Origin of the sequence: Parasphingopyxis lamellibrachiae, assembly GCF_003385775.1 — a bacterium.
Classification (GTDB): domain Bacteria; phylum Pseudomonadota; class Alphaproteobacteria; order Sphingomonadales; family Sphingomonadaceae; genus Parasphingopyxis; species Parasphingopyxis lamellibrachiae.
Window position 1 is genome coordinate 717,870 of the sequence record NZ_QRDP01000004.1, and the last position, 15,753, is coordinate 733,622.

A 15,753-nucleotide genomic window follows, 5' to 3' on the forward strand; every position below is an offset into this window, starting at 1 on the left:
ACCAGAGGCAATACGCTTTTCGGCTTGTCATCCATCGAGTTGCGCCTCGATTGCGGCCTCGATTTCGGCAATCCGGAACGGCTGCCCCGAAACCTTGTTCAGCGGCCTTGCATCGACCAGATACTGATCGCGCAACACAGTTTTCAGCTGCCCCTTGTTCATTTCGGGCACCAGTATCTTGTCAAAGCTTTTCAGCAGCTCGCCAAGATTGCGCGGCAAGGGCCAGATGTTCCTCAGATGAATCTGCGCGACGCTCCGCCCCTTGGCCCGCGCCCGTGTCACGGCTTGCTGGATCGGGCCATAGGTCGAGCCCCAACCGACGACCGCCAGCGTTTCGCCCGCTTCGCCCAGCTCGACTGCCTGTTCGGGAACATCGTCCGCGACATTCAGAACCTTCTGCGCGCGCAGGTCTGTCATTTCCTGGTGGTTGCTCGCCGAGTAATCGATATTGCCGCTGCCCGATCCTTTTTCGATCCCGCCAATGCGGTGCATGAGGCCGGGCGTACCGGGTTTCACCCATGGCCGCGCAAGCTTTTCATCACGCTGGTACGGGTTGAAATGGCCGCCTTTTTCCGGCGCTTCGTCATGGTAAGAAACGGGGAATGGTTCGAAAGAGGAAACGTCCGGCATTTTCCATGGCTCAGCCGCATTGGCTATATAGCCATCGGTGAGCAGCATCACCGGAGTCATGAAGCGGGTAGCAATCCGAACCGCTTCGATCGCACATTCAAATGCATCGGACGGCGAGCGGACGGCGATAACCGGCATCGGCGCATCGCCATTGCGGCCATAAACTGCCTGATAGAGATCGGATTGTTCGGTTTTGGTCGGCAGGCCGGTCGAAGGTCCGCCGCGCTGTGAGTTCACAATCACCAGCGGCAGTTCGGTCATGATCGCCAGTCCCAGTGCTTCGCCTTTGAGCGCGATACCCGGGCCCGAAGAGGATGTTACGCCGAGCGATCCAGCATAGCTGGCGCCGATCGCCGCACCGATGGCTGCGATTTCATCCTCGGCCTGGAAGGTGGTGACGCCAAATTGCTTGAGCCGGGACAGATGGTGAAGGATCGCGGAAGCCGGAGTGATCGGATAGCCGCCGAAAAACATCGGCAGGCCCGCCAGCTTGGCCCCGGCAACCAGACCCAAGGAAATCGCCTCGGCACCGGTAACCGTGCGGTACAATCCCGGTTCGGCCGGAGCGGCGTCGACATGGCGCGGCTGGAATGCATAGCCAAGTTCGGCCGTTTCGCCATAAGCATGGCCGGCATTGAGCGCTGCGATATTGGCTTCGGCAATTTCGGGCTTCTTAGCGAATTTGGCGTTGAGCCAGTCAACAATGGGTTGGCGATCTCGGTCGAACATCCAGAGCGCAAGACCCAGCGTCCACATATTCTTGGATCGCAGCGCTTCCTTGTTGCCCAACCCGAACGGCTTGACCGATTCCAGGGTCATTTCGGACATGTCGAGCGACAGTAATTGCCATTTCGCCAGCGATCCGTCTTCCAGTGGATTTTCTTCGTAGCCCGCCTTGGAAAGGTTGCGAGCGGAAAAGGCGCCGCTATCGGCAATAATGAGGCCGCCTTCACGCAAATCATCGACATTGGTTTTCAGCGCTGCCGGGTTCATGGCCACCAGCACATCGGGCGCATCGCCCGCCGTCCGAATGGCATGGCTGCCAAAGTGGATCTGGAATGCGGAGACGCCAAATAGCGTACCCTGCGGCGCGCGGATTTCGGCCGGGAAATCCGGGAATGTCGCAAGATCGTTGCCCGCCAGGGCCGTGGACAGGGTAAACTGCCCGCCGGTTAACTGCATCCCGTCTCCGCTGTCGCCCGCAAAGCGGACAACCACTGAAGCTGCATCTTCGGGTGCCTTGTGTTTCTTCGTTTCTGCCGCGCTGGCCATCACTTCACTCGCATTGTTCCTGTTTGCCCCTCCTATGCACAGCTCACCGCCGGAACAAAACAGAAAATATGACAGGTGCGCTAGCCCTGCTTCGTCGCTTCGTCGGCCAGGGCAAGGATACTGCGAACATGGCGCGCAGCGACTTCCCCATGATCGTCACCATAGCCGCCGCCCAACACGCTGGCGAGGGCGATGCCGCGGCGGCGCGCCTCGCGCATGACAAACCGGTCGCGCGCGTCGAGCCCGGCATCGGTCAGGCCCAGCCTCCCAAGCCGGTCATTATGGTGCGGATCGACGCCCGCCTGATACAATATGATTTCCGGCCTGAAATCGTCGAGGATCGGCGGCAGCGTCCGCCGGAGGATTTCCTCATAGTTCGCGTCGTCCAGTCCATCCGCCATGCCGACATCCAGCGACGACCGGGCCTTGCGGACCGGAAAGTTTTTCTCGGCATGGAAAGAAAGGGTGAAGACATCCGCCCTGTCCGCCAGCAATACAGCCGTTCCATCGCCTTGATGGACGTCGCAATCGAGCACCAGAACCCGACTCGCGCGGCACTCGGCAATCAACCGGTTGGCGGCGACAGCAAGATCATTGAGGACACAATATCCAGCACCGGTATCGGGCAGCGCATGATGGCTGCCGCCCGCCCCGTTCGCGGCATAGTCGTGATCGAGCGCAAGCAGGGCGGCCAGCCATGTTCCCCCTTGGGCGAGCAGGGATCGCTCCCGGATATCCGTCGTCACGGAAAAGCCGATCCGCCTTTCTTTCGCCTTCGGTACCGCAGCCGCCATGACTTCATCGACATAGTCCGCATCATGGACCGCCTCGATCCATCTACGCGGCATTGCGCGGGGTGTATGGACCGTCATCGCCCGGCCGCTTTGCACCAGCGCTTCGTGCACCAGCCCATATTTGTTGAAGCGAAAGGCGCTGCCCCTTGGCGGCGCTGCGACATAACCGGGATGGTGCACGAAATGGAGCATCGCGAATGCATATAGGCGGAACTCGCGCGAACGCCTATCACCGACTGAAATGAGCCATGCCCTCCCCTCGCACGACCCGCGCGCCATCTGGACCATCGCCATCCCGGCCATGGCCACCAATGTGGCGACCGCTCTTATGGGAATCGCGGATATCTGGATTATCGGCCAGCTGGGCGACGCCGCCGCCCAGGGGGCCGTCGAAATCGGCGCGCGGCTGCTGATGAGCCTGCTGGTCGTCTTCAACTTTCTGAAAACAGCGACGACGGGGCTTACAGCTCAGGCTGTCGGCCAGCGCAACGAGATCGAGAAAATGGCTGCGCTGTTGCGCGCATCGGCCATCGCGCTGGTCATAGGATTGCTGTTGCTTGCCACAAAATGGCTCACTGTGCCCGTCGGCCTGGACCTGCTCGAAGCTTCGGGCGGGGTTCGCGACGATGCTGCCCGTTATATCGATATCCGCTTCTGGGCGGCTCCCGCATGGCTCCTCAATGCAGCACTGGTCGGCTGGCTGATCGGCTTGCGGCGCGTTCGGGCCGTGCTTGCCATAGAGGTTGCCATCAACCTTCTTCATGTCGGACTTGGCGTGCTTTTCGTGCTTGGTTGGGGCTGGGGTATTGTCGGCATCGCCTTTGCGACACTGATCTCGGAAACCGGCAAGCTTGCCCTGCTGCTCCTTGCCTTGCTGCCAAGCGCAAAGCCGGACGCACTGTTCGCCGCCGCCCGGCACCGGGGCCTGTGGCAAACCGGGCCGATGGGATCGCTTTTCCGCGTCAACAGGGACTTGTTCCTCCGTACCTTGTTGCTGACCTTTGCAATCCTGCTTGTCACACGGCAGGGTGCCGTTCAGGGGTCGGTGATCCTCGCCGCGAATGCCATCCTCTTCCAGATGTTCATGCTGACAGCATTGCTGCTCGACGGTTTCGAGAATGCCGCCCAGGTCCTGTGTGGCGAGACCATCGGGGCACAGGATCGCAGCGGTTTCGACAAGACGGTCAGAGGCATTTTGCTGCGCGGAATCGGCACTGCGCTTGTCCTGACAGCTATATTCGCCCTGGCATCGGGGCCCATTGTCGGCAGCTTCTCCACCGACCCCGAGGTCGTTGCCACGGTCCGGCGATATGACATCTGGTTGCTCGCCCTGCCGCTCGCCGGCGTTGCTTCCTTCGTGATGGACGGCGTGTTCGTCGGCGCGACCTGGACACGGGCGATGCTGGTCACCATGGCCGCAGCCTTTGTCGCCTATGGTGCCATGCTGTGGTTGACGGTATCGCTGGGCAATCACGGGCTGTGGCTGAGTTTCACCATCTTCCTTCTCATACGGGCGGCCGGGCAATTTCTGCTTACACCCCGCCTTGCCGCGCGCACTTTTGCGCCTATAACTGGCGAAAAATAAGATCAAAACCGGAGACACACCCGATGCCTTATGTTCGCCCCGATGTTCAGATGATGCTCGACCTGCTGGCAGCGCAGGAAGGCCCGAAAACCCATGAAACGGACCCCGCGACCGCGCGCGCGATGATGGATATGATATTCACCATGGCCGAGCGTCCGGCCGGCGAACTGGCTATCAAACGGGACTTCTCCATTCCCGGTCCGGCCGGCGACATTTCGGCTCGGCTCTACGACCCGCGCGACAATCGCGGGCCCAGCCCGGTCGTTGTCTTCTTCCACGGCGGCGGTTTCGTGATCGGCAATATCGAAACCCATGACGGGCTGTGTGCCGAAACCGCCCGCACACTCGACCTGCCGGTCGTCTCGGTCGATTATCGCCTCGCGCCCGAATATCCTTTCCCGGCTGCACCCGAAGATTGCATCGCCGCCGCGCGCTGGATTGCATCGAGCCCGCAGGAACTGGGCCTCGAAGTGACGGGCCTCATCCCGGCCGGCGACAGCGCGGGCGGTAATCTGGCCGCCGTTACCTCTATCGCCCTGCGCGACGATCCGGCGGATGTGCCCGTGATCGCCCAATGGCTGATCTACCCGGCCACCGATATGAGCGCCGACGGCGGATCGATGCGCGATTTCGGCGAAGGCTTTCTGCTTGAGGCCAAAACGATGGAATGGTTCAGCAACCATTATGCCGGAGACGAAACGGACTGGCGGCTCAATCCCGTGCTCAAGGATACCGAAGGCCTGCCGCCGACCGTGCTCGTGACCGCCGGGCTCGATCCCCTGCGCGACCAGGGCCGCGCCTATGCCGGCAAGCTGATCGCTTCGGGCGTCCACACCGTCTATCGCGAAGCCAGCGGAAATATTCACGGCTTCGCGAACCTCAGAAAGATCATTCCCTCCGCGCATGACGATGTCGTCGCCTGCCTCGCCGCGCTGAACATGGTTCTCGCGGAAATCGAAAGTGATGCGGTTCCCGAACAAGCCGCCGCCGCCGAATGAGTAAAGCCACCGATTTGCCATACCGGCCATGTGCCGGTGTGATGCTGCTTAATTCCCAAAGACGCGTGTTCGTTGGCCAGCGCATGGATTCCAGCAGCGAGGCCTGGCAGATGCCTCAGGGCGGGATCGACAAGGGCGAGGACGCGGAAACCGCTGCATTCCGGGAGCTTGAAGAAGAAACCGGCATAGCCAGTAGCAAGGCAAGCCTTGTCGCCAAAGCCTCACGCGAACTGGTTTACGACCTTCCGGATGAACTGGTTGGAAAAATCTGGAAGGGCAGATATCGGGGGCAGCGGCAAAGCTGGTTCCTGATGCGCTTCGATGGCAGCGACAGTGACGTGAACATCGCGACCCAGCATCAGGAATTTCGCGCCTGGAAATGGGCACAGCCAGCGACACTCCCCGACCTTATCGTCCCGTTCAAAAAGCGGCTTTATGAGGAGCTGCTGCTTGAATTCGGCAGTCATTTGAAACTCTAGTACTGACTCAAACCGAATAACGTCATTCCGGACCAATTTCGGAATATCGCATTCGGGTGTTTGCTAGCTGCCCTTCACCTTGCGGCGATATTCGTGAAGCAGCGGTTCGGTATAGCCGCTCGGCTGCGTCACGCCTTCGAAGACCAGCGCCCGGGCCGCCTGAAAGGCGATGCTGTCGGGATTGCCCGCCATCGGCGTATAAAGCGGATCGCCGGCATTCTGTTCATCGACCTTGGCCGCCATGCGCTGCAGCGCCGCGTCGACTTCGTCCGCGCTACACACGCCGTGCAGGAGCCAGTTCGCCATATGCTGGGAACTGATCCGCAGGGTCGCACGGTCTTCCATCAGACCGACATCGTGAATGTCCAGCACCTTGGAGCAACCAACGCCCTGATCGATCCAGCGCACGACATATCCGAGCAGGCCCTGCGCATTGTTGTCGAGCTCTTCGCGGATTTCCTCGGGCGACCAGTTGGCGCCGCCCGCAAGCGGGATGGTCAGCAGCTTTTCAAGCGCCGGTATCGGCTCTTCCATCAGCGCTTTTTGCCGATCGAACACGTCAACCCGGTGATAGTGCAGCGCATGCAGCGTCGCGCCCGTGGGGCTGGGCACCCAGGCCGTGTTGGCACCGCTCATTGGGTGGCCGATCTTCGCCTTCATCATATCTGCCATCAAATCCGGCGCGGGCCACATGCCCTTGCCGATCTGCGCCTTGCCGGAAAAGCCCGCAGCCAACCCGATCTGCACATTGCGTGCTTCATAGGCAGTGATCCAGTCGACTTCCTTCATCGCCGCCTTGCGCATCATCGCACCGGCCTGCATCGAGGTGTGGATCTCGTCGCCAGTCCTGTCGAGGAAGCCGGTATTGATGAACACGATCCGGTCTTTCACGGCATGGATACAGGCGGCAAGATTGGCGGATGTCCGACGCTCTTCGTCCATTACGCCCACTTTGAGCGTATGGCGATCCAGCCCCAGCATATCTTCAACCGCATCGAAAAGGCGATTGGTGAAGGCCGCTTCGTCCGGCCCGTGCATTTTGGGTTTCACGATATAGACCGACCCAGCCCGGCTGTTGCTGTGGCGGCCAAGGCCCTTGAGATCATGCATCGCGATCATGCTGGTCATGATGGCGTCGAGAATGCCCTCCGGGGCCTCGCTGCCGTCGGCGAGCAGCACCGAGGGATTCGTCATCAGATGGCCGACATTGCGCACGAACAACAGGCTACGTCCGGGAAGGGTTAAATCCTCGCCATTGAGGCCTGTATAGCTGCGGTCGGCGTTGAGCGCCCGGCTCACCGTCTTTCCACCCTTGGCGAATGAGGCTTCCAGATCGCCGCGCATCAGGCCGAGCCAGTGGCGATAGGCGAGTATCTTGTCTTCGGCATCGACGGCCGCAACCGAATCTTCCAGATCGACTATGGTGGTAAGCGCCGCTTCGACAATCACATCGGCGATGCCGGCCTTGTCCGTGCTCCCGATGGGGTGGTCGCGATCGACAACCACTTCGAGGTGCAGACCATTGTGCCGGAACAGCAGGGATTCGCCATTCTTCCCGAGAAGTTGGCCGGGGTCGGCGAGCGCCGGGGTTCCGCCCGCGAAATCCGCCCAGCTTCCCTCGGCCAGCGGCAGGAACTCGTCGAGAATATCGCGCGCAGCAGCGATCACCTGCGCGCCGCGCTCCGCGTCATAACCGCCCGGCTTCGCGCTGCCGGGAAGCACATCCGTTCCGTAGAGCGCGTCATACAGGCTGCCCCAACGCGCATTGGCGGCGTTGAGCAGGAAACGGTCGTTGAGCACCGGAACGACAAGCTGCGGCCCGGCGATACGGGCCACTTCGTCATCGACATTTTCGGTGCCGATGGAAAAGCTCTCCGGCTCGGGCACGAGATAGCCGATGTCGGTGAGGAAGGCCTGATATTCGGCCCGGTCGACTGGCTGACCCCTGCGCGCTTCATGCCAAGAATCGATCGCAGACTGGAGGCGCTCGCGTTCTTCCAACAATGCGCGATTCTCCGGCGCGAAATCGCGATAGATGGCGGCCATGCCCTGCCAGAAGTCTTGCGCCGCAATGGGAAGGCCGCTGAGCGCCTCCTTCTCGACAAATTCTACAAGGCGGGGAGCAACGCGCAAACCGGCGCAATCGACATAATCAGACATGGAGTCTCCTTGTTCGCTAGGCGTAAGCACGCCTTTCACCATTACTATAGGGGAGGAGAAGAGCGCCCTATGCCGCGAGACAATTGGGGATGCAAGGCGGTGACGCAAGGCGCAACTGCGGCTAAGGCATTCACAATGACACAGATGACAGATGACGAACGCGCAGTACTCGATCTGGCAGCCGCCGGGCCGATTCTCGAACAGACGGAACGCTGGGCGCTGATCAACAGTGGATCGGCCAATCTCGCTGGCCTGGAACAGGTAGCCGGTGAGCTGGCGGATGCCTTTTCCGCCTTACCCGGAACGCTGACGCTGGAAGATCCCGTGGCTGGTGAAATCGTCGAGTCCGACGGCGCCATAACCGAGCGCCGCACCGGGCAGAACCTGCACCTTGTTGTGCGTCCCGATGCACCGACACAGGTCTTACTGACCGGCCATATGGACACGGTATTCAGCGAAACCCATCCGTTCCAGGCGCTCACCTGGCTTGATGACAACACGCTCAACGGCCCGGGCGTTACCGACATGAAGGGCTGCATCGCGCTGATGCTATCCGCCCTGAAAGCCCTGGAAACATCCGCACTCGCCCCACGCATCGGCTATGAAGTGGTCATCAATTCGGACGAGGAAATCGGCTCGCCGGGATCGGCGGCTCTGCTTGCCCGGGCCGCGAAAGGCAAACTCGCCGCGCTGACATACGAGCCTGCTTTGCCCGACGGGACATTGGCGGGCGCCCGCGGCGGCAGCGGAAACTGGTCTATCATCGTCACCGGGAAGAGCGCCCATGCCGGCCGCAATCCTGAAGAAGGCCGTAGCGCCCTGCTCGCCGCTGCTGAACTGGCGCTCAGGCTGGAAGCTGCGATTGGCCCCGGCCTCAAGGTCAACCCGGCGAAGATCGAAGGCGGCGGCGCCAACAATGTCGTGCCCGACCATGCTCTGCTGCGCCTCAATATGCGGCCCGAAACGCTGGAAGATCAACAGCGCGCAGAAACTCTACTGGCCGAAGCGGTTGCCGACATTGAGACCCGCCGCGAGGTGAACATCCATGTTCATGGCGGTTTTGGCAGGCCTCCCAAGCCCATCGACGCCGAGGCCGAAAAGCTGTTCGGGCTGGTCCGGGAATGCGGCGCGGATCTGGGTCTCGATATCGCGTGGAAATCCACGGGTGGTGTGTGCGACGGCAACAATATCGCGGCATGCGGCGTACCCGTTGTCGATACGATGGGCGTACGCGGCGGCGCGATCCATTCGCCGGACGAATTTTTGTTGGTCGATAGCCTGGCGGAACGGGCGCAGCTTTCTGCGCTGGTGCTGCTCAGGCTTGCCGGGAGGGGTAGAATATGAATTTTGTGGTTCGCGCGGCACGCCGCGACGATGTCGATCAGCTATACGAAATGGCCAAACTGACGGGTGGCGGTTTTACCAACCTGCCGCCAGATCGCGGGGCGCTGGACGAAAAACTGGCACGGTCCGAAGAGGCTTTTGCCAAGACGGAGGGAGAATCGGCCAACGATCTGTTTCTGCTGGCGCTCGAAAATACCGAGACGGGGCACGTCCGGGGAACGGCGCAGATTTTCGCCGCCGTCGGCAAGCGCTGGCCCTTTTACAGCTATCGGATCAATACATTCACGCAGCACAGCAAGGAATTGGAGCGGACCTTCACTTCGCAAATCCTATCGCTGACCACCGACTATGAAGGCGCATCCGAAGTTGGCGGCCTGTTCCTCCATCCCAATGAACGGGCGGGCGGGCTCGGCATGCTGCTCGCGCGCAGCCGCTATCTCTTTATTGCGAAACACCGTGCCCGCTTCGGCGACAAGGTGATTGCCGAACTGCGCGGCGTTATTGACGAAGCCGGCGGTTCGGCTTTCTGGGATGCACTGGCCGGCAAATTTTTCGGCATGTCCTTTCAGGAAGCGGACGAATTCAACGCGCGCAACGGCCATCAGTTCATCGCCGACCTGATGCCCAAGCACCCGATCTACCTGAACATGCTTCCCGAAAGCGCGCGATCGGTTATCGGCAAGCCGCACCCATCCGGGCGCGCTGCCATGCGCATGCTGGAAAAAGAGAATTTCAAATATACCGGCTATATCGATATTTTCGACGGCGGCCCGACGATGGAAGCCGATATCGACAGCGTGCGAAGCGTTGCAAACTCTCACGAGTCGACGATCGCCTCGATCACCGAGACGGGCGACACTCACTCCCTTGCCGCAACCGGAACGCTCGAGAGCTTCCGCTGCTGCTACGCACAGATCGAAGCGCGGCAAGACGGCGAAGTCGGGATAGACGAAAACGCTGCGGCGATTCTCGAAGCGCAGGTCGGTACGGCCGTGCGGCACGTACCGCGCTAGGCACTCCAACACAGGAACGGACACAGTCATGCCCCTGGTCGAAATCAACTTTGACGGCGTTATCGGCCCCTCTCACAACTATGCTGGGCTGAGCCTCGGCAATCTGGCGTCGGCAAAAAATGCAGGCAAGATATCGCAGCCGCGCGCGGCTGCGTTACAGGGACTGGAGAAGATGCGGGCAAATATCCGGCTCGGGCTGGTCCAGGGTGCCTTCCTGCCGCAGCGGCGGCCCAATATGGCCTGGCTTGAGCAGCTGGCAGCCGATCCCGGTCATGCCGACCCCGCCCTGCTCGCCAATGCCATGTCCGCCTCGTCCATGTGGACGGCCAATGCCGCGACAATATCTCCCGCTCCCGATACGGACGATGGCCTTTGCCACCTGACCCCGGCCAATCTCGTCACCATGCCGCATCGCAGCCATGAATGGCCCGAAACACTGGCCCAGCTCAGGGTGGCATTCGGCAACGCGGATCATTTTGCTATTCACGATCCTGTTCCAGCACCATTTGGCGATGAGGGCGCGGCCAATTTCATGCGCGTCGCACCCAGCCATGGCGAGCCGGGTGTGGAGATTTTCGTCTACGGTAAAAGCGGCGGCCCCTTCCCCGCGCGCCAGCATTTGGCCGCTTCGCAAGCTGTAGCACGCAAACATCGGCTCGATCCGGCCAGGACCGTATTCACGGAACAATCATCCGACGCGATCGCAGCCGGCGCCTTCCACAATGATGTTGTCGCCGTGGCCAACGAGACCGTTCTTTTCTGCCATGAACAGGCGTTCGTCGACCCGACCGCCCTTTATGCCGAACTGCGCGCGATCATGCCCGAGACGGTGATTGTCGAGGTGCCCGCCGACCGCGTTTCGCTCGAAGAGGCAATCCGCACCTATCTGTTCAACGCGCAACTCGTAACCTTGCCAGAAGGTGGAATGGCTCTGATCCTGCCGACTGAATCGCAGGATAGCGAGGCCGTCTGGTCCTGGCTCCAGGAGATGATCGCCACCAACGGGCCGATCCGTAAACTGATCCCTGTCGATGTCCGTCAGTCCATGGCCAATGGCGGCGGGCCCGCGTGCCTGCGCCTTCGAGTTCTTGCCGACCCTGCAACCGTCGATCCGCGTTTCCTGATGGATGAGGCCAAGATCGACCGGGCGGCAGACATAGTTGCAACGACCTGGCCCGAAACCATAGACGCGGATGCGCTTGCCGACGCTGCCCTGTGGAACAGGATCGCGGCGGCCCGCACGGCGCTTTGTGAGGCGCTCGATCTGCAGGAACTGCTCTGACGATAGTGTCGGGTTAACTTACAGTTTACCATATTTTCAACAGCGAAATCCCGGAATTCCGGGATTGGCATGGCAATTGCTTAATAATTCCTTATGTGGAAGCGCGTAGGCCGGCTGTTCGTTATCAAAAATCGCTTCGAGGCGTATCTGATCATTTACGCGCTCGCGGTCGGCGCAACGGCCCGGGCCCAATTATATTTGGTCCAGTACCCCGGATATGCCGGCGAACTGCTTGCGCTATGCTGCACAGGCGCGGTCTTTCTCGGCGGCGCGAAGATACTGGATGCCACGCCCAAAAAACGGTCCCGACATCGCCAGCGCCTGCTGGTCGACCGCTGGCGTACCAGGTCTTAGCGCTTCAGTTCCGCCATCAGCGAAAACAGCGCGACAATATTGGGCGGCGACGTATCGCCCCGATATTCACGGTATAGCGTATCGACATTGACGGCGATCCGCTCGGAATCTATCCAGCTCGCATAGTCGCCAAGCGCAATGTCATGCGCTGCATCGCGCACCGACAATCCGGCCTCGAACCGCTTGCGCGCCTCATGATCGATATAGCGCAGATAGGTCTGGACCTTGCGAACTCCCGCCTTGTCGGTGATCGGCCCATGGCCGGGCACGATCGCCTCGACATCCATGGCCAGAATTTTGTCGCATGCGGCAATCCAGTTGCCGACCGGACCGGCCCACATGATCGGCGTGCCGTCGATAAACAGGATATCGCCGGTATAGACGATCCGATCCTCGGGGAGGTGCACCAGGACATCGCCCGCCGTATGCGCCGGCCCAACTTCGATCAGCGAAACCGGCTTGTCGCCGATCCGCAGGCCCAGTTCGCCGGTAAAGGTCCGGGTCGGCGCCCGCTCGGCAACATTGGCAAAATCGAAGTTGCCGAAAATATCGAGCAGATATTTGCCCGACGGTCCCAGATTGGGCGCTGCCGTCATCATCGTGTGCAGCATGGCGGCATCGACCTCGGCCATTTCCTTCGCACTGGCTTCGCTGGCGATGATCTCGGCATGGCGGCACAGGCCGTTGCCATGGGTATGATCGCCATTGGCATGGGTGTTGACGACCGTGCCGATATCGTCGCCCGACAATCCGGTGGCGTCGCTCATTGCATCGAGCATGGCGGCGGTAAGCCGGGCATCGAACAGCGTATCGACAAGCAGCGACTGATCGCCATCGACGATCAGTCCCGCATTCGACCAGCCCCACCCGCCATCGGGCTGCAACCAGGCCCAGCTGCCATGGCCAAGATCGTGCAGGCCTTTGGCATAAGTCCAGGATTGTGATGTCATGGGAGAGGTCCGTCTGTCAGGAAATCCCGGCATAACGGAAAATTGGCGCGCCCGGAAGGATTCGAACCTCCGACCCCCTGATTCGTAGTCAGGTACTCTATCCAGCTGAGCTACGGGCGCGCGGGAACGGGCCATGTAGTCGGACTGGATCATGCGCGCAACCCCGTTGCGGGCAAAAGCGTGTCAGCCTAGAGCGGGAACATGAGAATATGCGCTTCGCTCCTTCCGCTTCCGATTCTGCTGCTCGCCTGCGCCGGCCCGGAAGGCGAAGCCCCGTCACTTGCTCCACGCCCGATCGAAAACATACTGGATGAGCCCGTACACGCCATTGAGCCGGTGGAATCGAGCAGCGATGCTGCGCTTGCCGCCGAGATCGACACACTGGTCCGGCAGGCGGAAGCCGGTCACAACGCTTTTGCGGAGAACTTCCCCGCCACTCGGGACGCCGTCACAGCGGCCGCTGGCAGATCCCTGGAGAGCGAATCCTGGATCGAGGCGCAGCTCGCTCTCTCAGCGCTCGATTCAGCGCGCTCGTCGACAGTAGAGGCGCTGGGGCTGCTTGACGGAATCCTGGCCGGACAGGCCCTGACCGGTGCGCCGTCAGAGACGCAGAGGCTGCTTGCGGCGCGGGAGCGGGTGGCCGCTCTCTATGACGAACAAAACGCGCTATACGATCCGCTGAACGCGATGCTCAGGACGCGCTGACCGCTTCATCGTGCAGAGGCGCGAGTTGCGCGTAATGCATCGTTCCCAAATTGTTGATCGCCTGCTGCTGCTCGGTCAGGTCGCGCATTTTCCTAGCCGGTCGCCCGCCCCACATCTCGCCCGCTTTGATGATCTTACCCGGCGTCAGCATACCGCCCGCCGCGATCATCCCGCCGCTTTCAATCTCGCAACCATCCATGACGATCGCACCCAGCCCGACAAAGCTCTTGTCGTACAGTTTCGTCCCATGGATCATCGCCATATGGCCGATCAGGACATCGTCGCCGATGATTGTCGGGATACCGGGATGTTCGGGCCCGTGATCGCCGTCGCAATGGACGACAGTGCCGTCCTGGATGTTCGAGCGTTCCCCGATCTCGATATAGTTCACATCCGCGCGCAGCACGCAATTATACCAGATGCTCGACCCCGCGCCGATCCGCACATCGCCGATAAGGCGGCAGCCGGGTGCGACAAAGGCGCTCTCGTGAATCTGCGGCGTCTTGCCGTTGAACGGAATGATCGAGACATCTTTCATGCTTGGGATTTCCTCTGTTCAAATTCACCGTGTTTGCCGGCCCAGTCCTCGCGGGTGATGCGATAGACGATACCGTTGCCGAGGTCTGGACCCCATTCATCATACCAATGATCGAGATCCTCGCGGCGTACCATGCCGAGCCGCTTCATCAGGCCCCACGAGCCTGCATTGCCCTTGACGGTAAAGGCGGACACGAAATCGGGATCGAATGTATCGAATGCGTAGCTCATGCTCGCCGCCGCCGCTTCGCGCGCATAGCCCCTGCCCCAGGCATCTTCGCGTAGGCGCCATCCGATCTCCATCGTACCGGGATCGGGCAGCACTCCATCGTCGTTGATACGCTTCAGCCCGCAGAAGCCGAGCAATTCGCCATCGTCCTTCCGTTCGACGGCCCAGAATGTGTGACCATATTCACCCTGCCAGCGAATGAACTTGTCGATCATTTTGTCGGTCTTCACGCGTGTCTGCACACCAAGGAGAAAGCGCATGACATTGGGTTGCGAATTGCAGTGGCGAAACATCGGTTCGCGGTCCGCGTCGCGCCAGTCGCGCAGGATCAGACGATCTGTTTCGATGATGGCGGACATGCGGCTATAGGTCGCCGATCAACCGTGCGGCGTCGAGCGCATGATAGGTCAGGACGCCGGACGTTCCCGCCCGTTTGAAAGCGAGCAGCGTTTCCAGCATCAATGCGTCGCGATCGCCGGCTCCGGCCGCCGCAGCCGCCTCGATCATCGCATATTCTCCGGACACCTGATACGCGAAGACCGGCACTTCGAACCGCGCTTTCACCTTCGTAACGATGTCTAGATAGGCAAGCCCCGGCTTCACCATGACGCTGTCCGCGCCCTCTGCTAAATCAAGCGCCACTTCGCGCAGAGCCTCTTCGCCGTTCGCCGGGTCCATCTGATAGGTTTTCTTGTCGCCTTTTAGCAGCCCGCCCGAGCCCACGGCATCGCGGAACGGCCCGTAAAAGGCACTCGCATATTTGGCGGCATAGGCCATGATCTGGACATTGGTGTAGCCGTCACCCTCGAGCGCGGCGCGGATTGCAACGACGCGTCCGTCCATCATGTCCGAGGGGGCAATGATATCCGCGCCCGCGTGCGCCTGATTGAGCGCCTGTTCGACGAGGACCGAGACCGTATCGTCATTGAGCACCTGGCCATCCCCGGAGACCAGCCCGTCCTGCCCGTGCGCCGTATAGGGATCGAGCGCGACATCGGTGAGGATGCCGATATCCGATCCGCAAGCCTCCTTGATCGCGCCGATTGCCCGGCACATCAGATTGTTCGGATTGAGTGCCTCGGTGCCATCGTCCGAGCGCAGATCGGGCTGGGTGTTGGGGAACAGGGCAATACAGGGGATGCCGACGTCACGCGCTTCGGCAGCACGTTCGGCAATCTGCGCGACCGGCCAACGCGATACGCCGGGCATGGTGGCGATCGGCTGTTCCTCATCGGCGTCTGTCACGAACAGCGGCCAGATCAGATCGGTGGGATGCAGGCGGTTCTCGGCGACCATGGCGCGTGACCAGGACGTGGCGCGCGTGCGACGCATGCGGAGAGCGGGATAGGCAGGGTTCGTCATGATAGGGGTTTAGCGGGGATTATTACGAGGTGCTAGCGGCAACACCCTTCTCCCTTGAT

The 15,753-nt window shown here is 61.0% G+C and carries 14 protein-coding genes and 1 tRNA gene; 7 read left to right on the top strand and 8 right to left on the bottom strand.

The genetic code is table 11. From position 1 onward, the window contains the following. Positions 1–27: 27 nt before the first annotated feature. The gene (locus tag DFR46_RS03655; protein ID WP_116235215.1) at positions 28–1,902 is read right to left on the bottom strand and encodes a 2-oxoacid:acceptor oxidoreductase subunit alpha; all 1,875 of its coding nucleotides are present in this window, start codon (positions 1,900–1,902) and stop codon (positions 28–30) included. Between the two features lie 80 nt (positions 1,903–1,982). Further along, entirely contained in the window at positions 1,983–2,888 is a 906-nt protein-coding gene (locus tag DFR46_RS03660) for a histone deacetylase family protein (RefSeq protein WP_116235216.1), read from the bottom strand. A gap of 49 nt (positions 2,889–2,937) precedes the next feature. Between DFR46_RS03660 and DFR46_RS03665 the strand changes: the two genes are divergently transcribed. The 3 genes from DFR46_RS03665 to DFR46_RS03675 are packed head-to-tail and all read left to right on the top strand — an operon-like array spanning position 2,938 to position 5,758. Continuing rightward, positions 2,938–4,281 carry an MATE family efflux transporter gene (locus tag DFR46_RS03665; RefSeq protein WP_245953653.1) on the top strand — a complete coding sequence of 448 codons (1,344 nt, stop codon included), beginning with the start codon at positions 2,938–2,940 and terminating at the stop codon, positions 4,279–4,281. 23 nt (positions 4,282–4,304) lie between these two features. After that, a complete protein-coding gene (locus DFR46_RS03670) occupies positions 4,305–5,279 on the top strand; it encodes an alpha/beta hydrolase (RefSeq protein WP_116235217.1) in 975 nt (324 codons plus the stop codon). Then, positions 5,276–5,758: an RNA pyrophosphohydrolase gene (locus DFR46_RS03675; RefSeq protein ID WP_116235218.1), complete on the top strand. Its 483-nt coding sequence runs from the start codon at positions 5,276–5,278 to the stop codon at positions 5,756–5,758. The genes DFR46_RS03670 and DFR46_RS03675 overlap by 4 nt, the downstream gene beginning before the upstream one ends. Positions 5,759–5,821: 63 nt before the next feature. Here the strand turns inward: DFR46_RS03675 and DFR46_RS03680 are convergent, their stop codons facing one another. Then, on the bottom strand, positions 5,822–7,918 hold the full coding sequence (locus tag DFR46_RS03680; protein WP_116235219.1) for a malate synthase G: 2,097 nt from the start codon (positions 7,916–7,918) through the stop codon (positions 5,822–5,824). 135 nt (positions 7,919–8,053) lie between these two features. On the opposite strand from DFR46_RS03680, the gene DFR46_RS03685 reads away from it, so the two are divergent. The 3 genes from DFR46_RS03685 to DFR46_RS03695 are packed head-to-tail and all read left to right on the top strand — an operon-like array spanning position 8,054 to position 11,557. Beyond that, entirely contained in the window at positions 8,054–9,262 is a 1,209-nt protein-coding gene (locus tag DFR46_RS03685; protein ID WP_116235220.1) for a hydrolase, read from the top strand. Continuing rightward, complete coding sequence (locus tag DFR46_RS03690) at positions 9,259–10,275, top strand: arginine N-succinyltransferase (RefSeq protein WP_116235221.1); 1,017 nt, start codon at positions 9,259–9,261, stop codon at positions 10,273–10,275. The genes DFR46_RS03685 and DFR46_RS03690 overlap by 4 nt, the downstream gene beginning before the upstream one ends. Positions 10,276–10,303: 28 nt before the next feature. Beyond that, positions 10,304–11,557: an N-succinylarginine dihydrolase gene (locus DFR46_RS03695; RefSeq protein WP_116235222.1), complete on the top strand. Its 1,254-nt coding sequence runs from the start codon at positions 10,304–10,306 to the stop codon at positions 11,555–11,557. Positions 11,558–11,907: 350 nt separating this feature from the next. Here the strand turns inward: DFR46_RS03695 and DFR46_RS03705 are convergent, their stop codons facing one another. Both DFR46_RS03705 and DFR46_RS03710 read right to left on the bottom strand, forming a co-directional pair. Further along, positions 11,908–12,861, bottom strand: a complete 954-nt coding sequence (locus tag DFR46_RS03705; RefSeq protein ID WP_162843385.1) for an MBL fold metallo-hydrolase — start codon at positions 12,859–12,861, stop codon at positions 11,908–11,910. A gap of 43 nt (positions 12,862–12,904) precedes the next feature. Then, a tRNA-Arg gene (locus DFR46_RS03710) sits at positions 12,905–12,981 on the bottom strand. Positions 12,982–13,062: 81 nt separating this feature from the next. Between DFR46_RS03710 and DFR46_RS03715 the strand changes: the two genes are divergently transcribed. Beyond that, positions 13,063–13,566, top strand: a complete 504-nt coding sequence (locus tag DFR46_RS03715) for a hypothetical protein (protein ID WP_116235225.1) — start codon at positions 13,063–13,065, stop codon at positions 13,564–13,566. Here the strand turns inward: DFR46_RS03715 and DFR46_RS03720 are convergent. From DFR46_RS03720 to hemB, 3 genes are read right to left on the bottom strand one after another with little or no spacing between them, the layout of a single operon-like run. Beyond that, on the bottom strand, positions 13,553–14,104 hold the full coding sequence (locus DFR46_RS03720; RefSeq protein ID WP_116235226.1) for a gamma carbonic anhydrase family protein: 552 nt from the start codon (positions 14,102–14,104) through the stop codon (positions 13,553–13,555). The two genes, DFR46_RS03715 and DFR46_RS03720, sit on opposite strands and share 14 nt — an antisense overlap. After that, the gene (locus DFR46_RS03725; protein ID WP_116235227.1) at positions 14,101–14,691 is read right to left on the bottom strand and encodes a GNAT family N-acetyltransferase; all 591 of its coding nucleotides are present in this window, start codon (positions 14,689–14,691) and stop codon (positions 14,101–14,103) included. The genes DFR46_RS03720 and DFR46_RS03725 overlap by 4 nt, the downstream gene beginning before the upstream one ends. A gap of 4 nt (positions 14,692–14,695) precedes the next feature. Beyond that, positions 14,696–15,694: a porphobilinogen synthase gene (gene hemB, locus DFR46_RS03730; protein WP_116235228.1), complete on the bottom strand. Its 999-nt coding sequence runs from the start codon at positions 15,692–15,694 to the stop codon at positions 14,696–14,698. Between the last annotated feature and the right edge of the window lie 59 nt (positions 15,695–15,753).

Coding starts and splice junctions, on each gene's coding strand:
- DFR46_RS03655 (WP_116235215.1), bottom strand. CDS start 1,902: ATGGCCAGCGCGGCAGAAACGAAGAAACACAAGGCACCCGAAGATGCA.
- DFR46_RS03660 (WP_116235216.1), bottom strand. CDS start 2,888: ATGCTCCATTTCGTGCACCATCCCGGTTATGTCGCAGCGCCGCCAAGG.
- DFR46_RS03665 (WP_245953653.1), top strand. CDS start 2,938: ATGAGCCATGCCCTCCCCTCGCACGACCCGCGCGCCATCTGGACCATC.
- DFR46_RS03670 (WP_116235217.1), top strand. CDS start 4,305: ATGCCTTATGTTCGCCCCGATGTTCAGATGATGCTCGACCTGCTGGCA.
- DFR46_RS03675 (WP_116235218.1), top strand. CDS start 5,276: ATGAGTAAAGCCACCGATTTGCCATACCGGCCATGTGCCGGTGTGATG.
- DFR46_RS03680 (WP_116235219.1), bottom strand. CDS start 7,918: ATGTCTGATTATGTCGATTGCGCCGGTTTGCGCGTTGCTCCCCGCCTT.
- DFR46_RS03685 (WP_116235220.1), top strand. CDS start 8,054: ATGACACAGATGACAGATGACGAACGCGCAGTACTCGATCTGGCAGCC.
- DFR46_RS03690 (WP_116235221.1), top strand. CDS start 9,259: ATGAATTTTGTGGTTCGCGCGGCACGCCGCGACGATGTCGATCAGCTA.
- DFR46_RS03695 (WP_116235222.1), top strand. CDS start 10,304: ATGCCCCTGGTCGAAATCAACTTTGACGGCGTTATCGGCCCCTCTCAC.
- DFR46_RS03705 (WP_162843385.1), bottom strand. CDS start 12,861: ATGACATCACAATCCTGGACTTATGCCAAAGGCCTGCACGATCTTGGC.
- DFR46_RS03715 (WP_116235225.1), top strand. CDS start 13,063: ATGAGAATATGCGCTTCGCTCCTTCCGCTTCCGATTCTGCTGCTCGCC.
- DFR46_RS03720 (WP_116235226.1), bottom strand. CDS start 14,104: ATGAAAGATGTCTCGATCATTCCGTTCAACGGCAAGACGCCGCAGATT.
- DFR46_RS03725 (WP_116235227.1), bottom strand. CDS start 14,691: ATGTCCGCCATCATCGAAACAGATCGTCTGATCCTGCGCGACTGGCGC.
- hemB (WP_116235228.1), bottom strand. CDS start 15,694: ATGACGAACCCTGCCTATCCCGCTCTCCGCATGCGTCGCACGCGCGCC.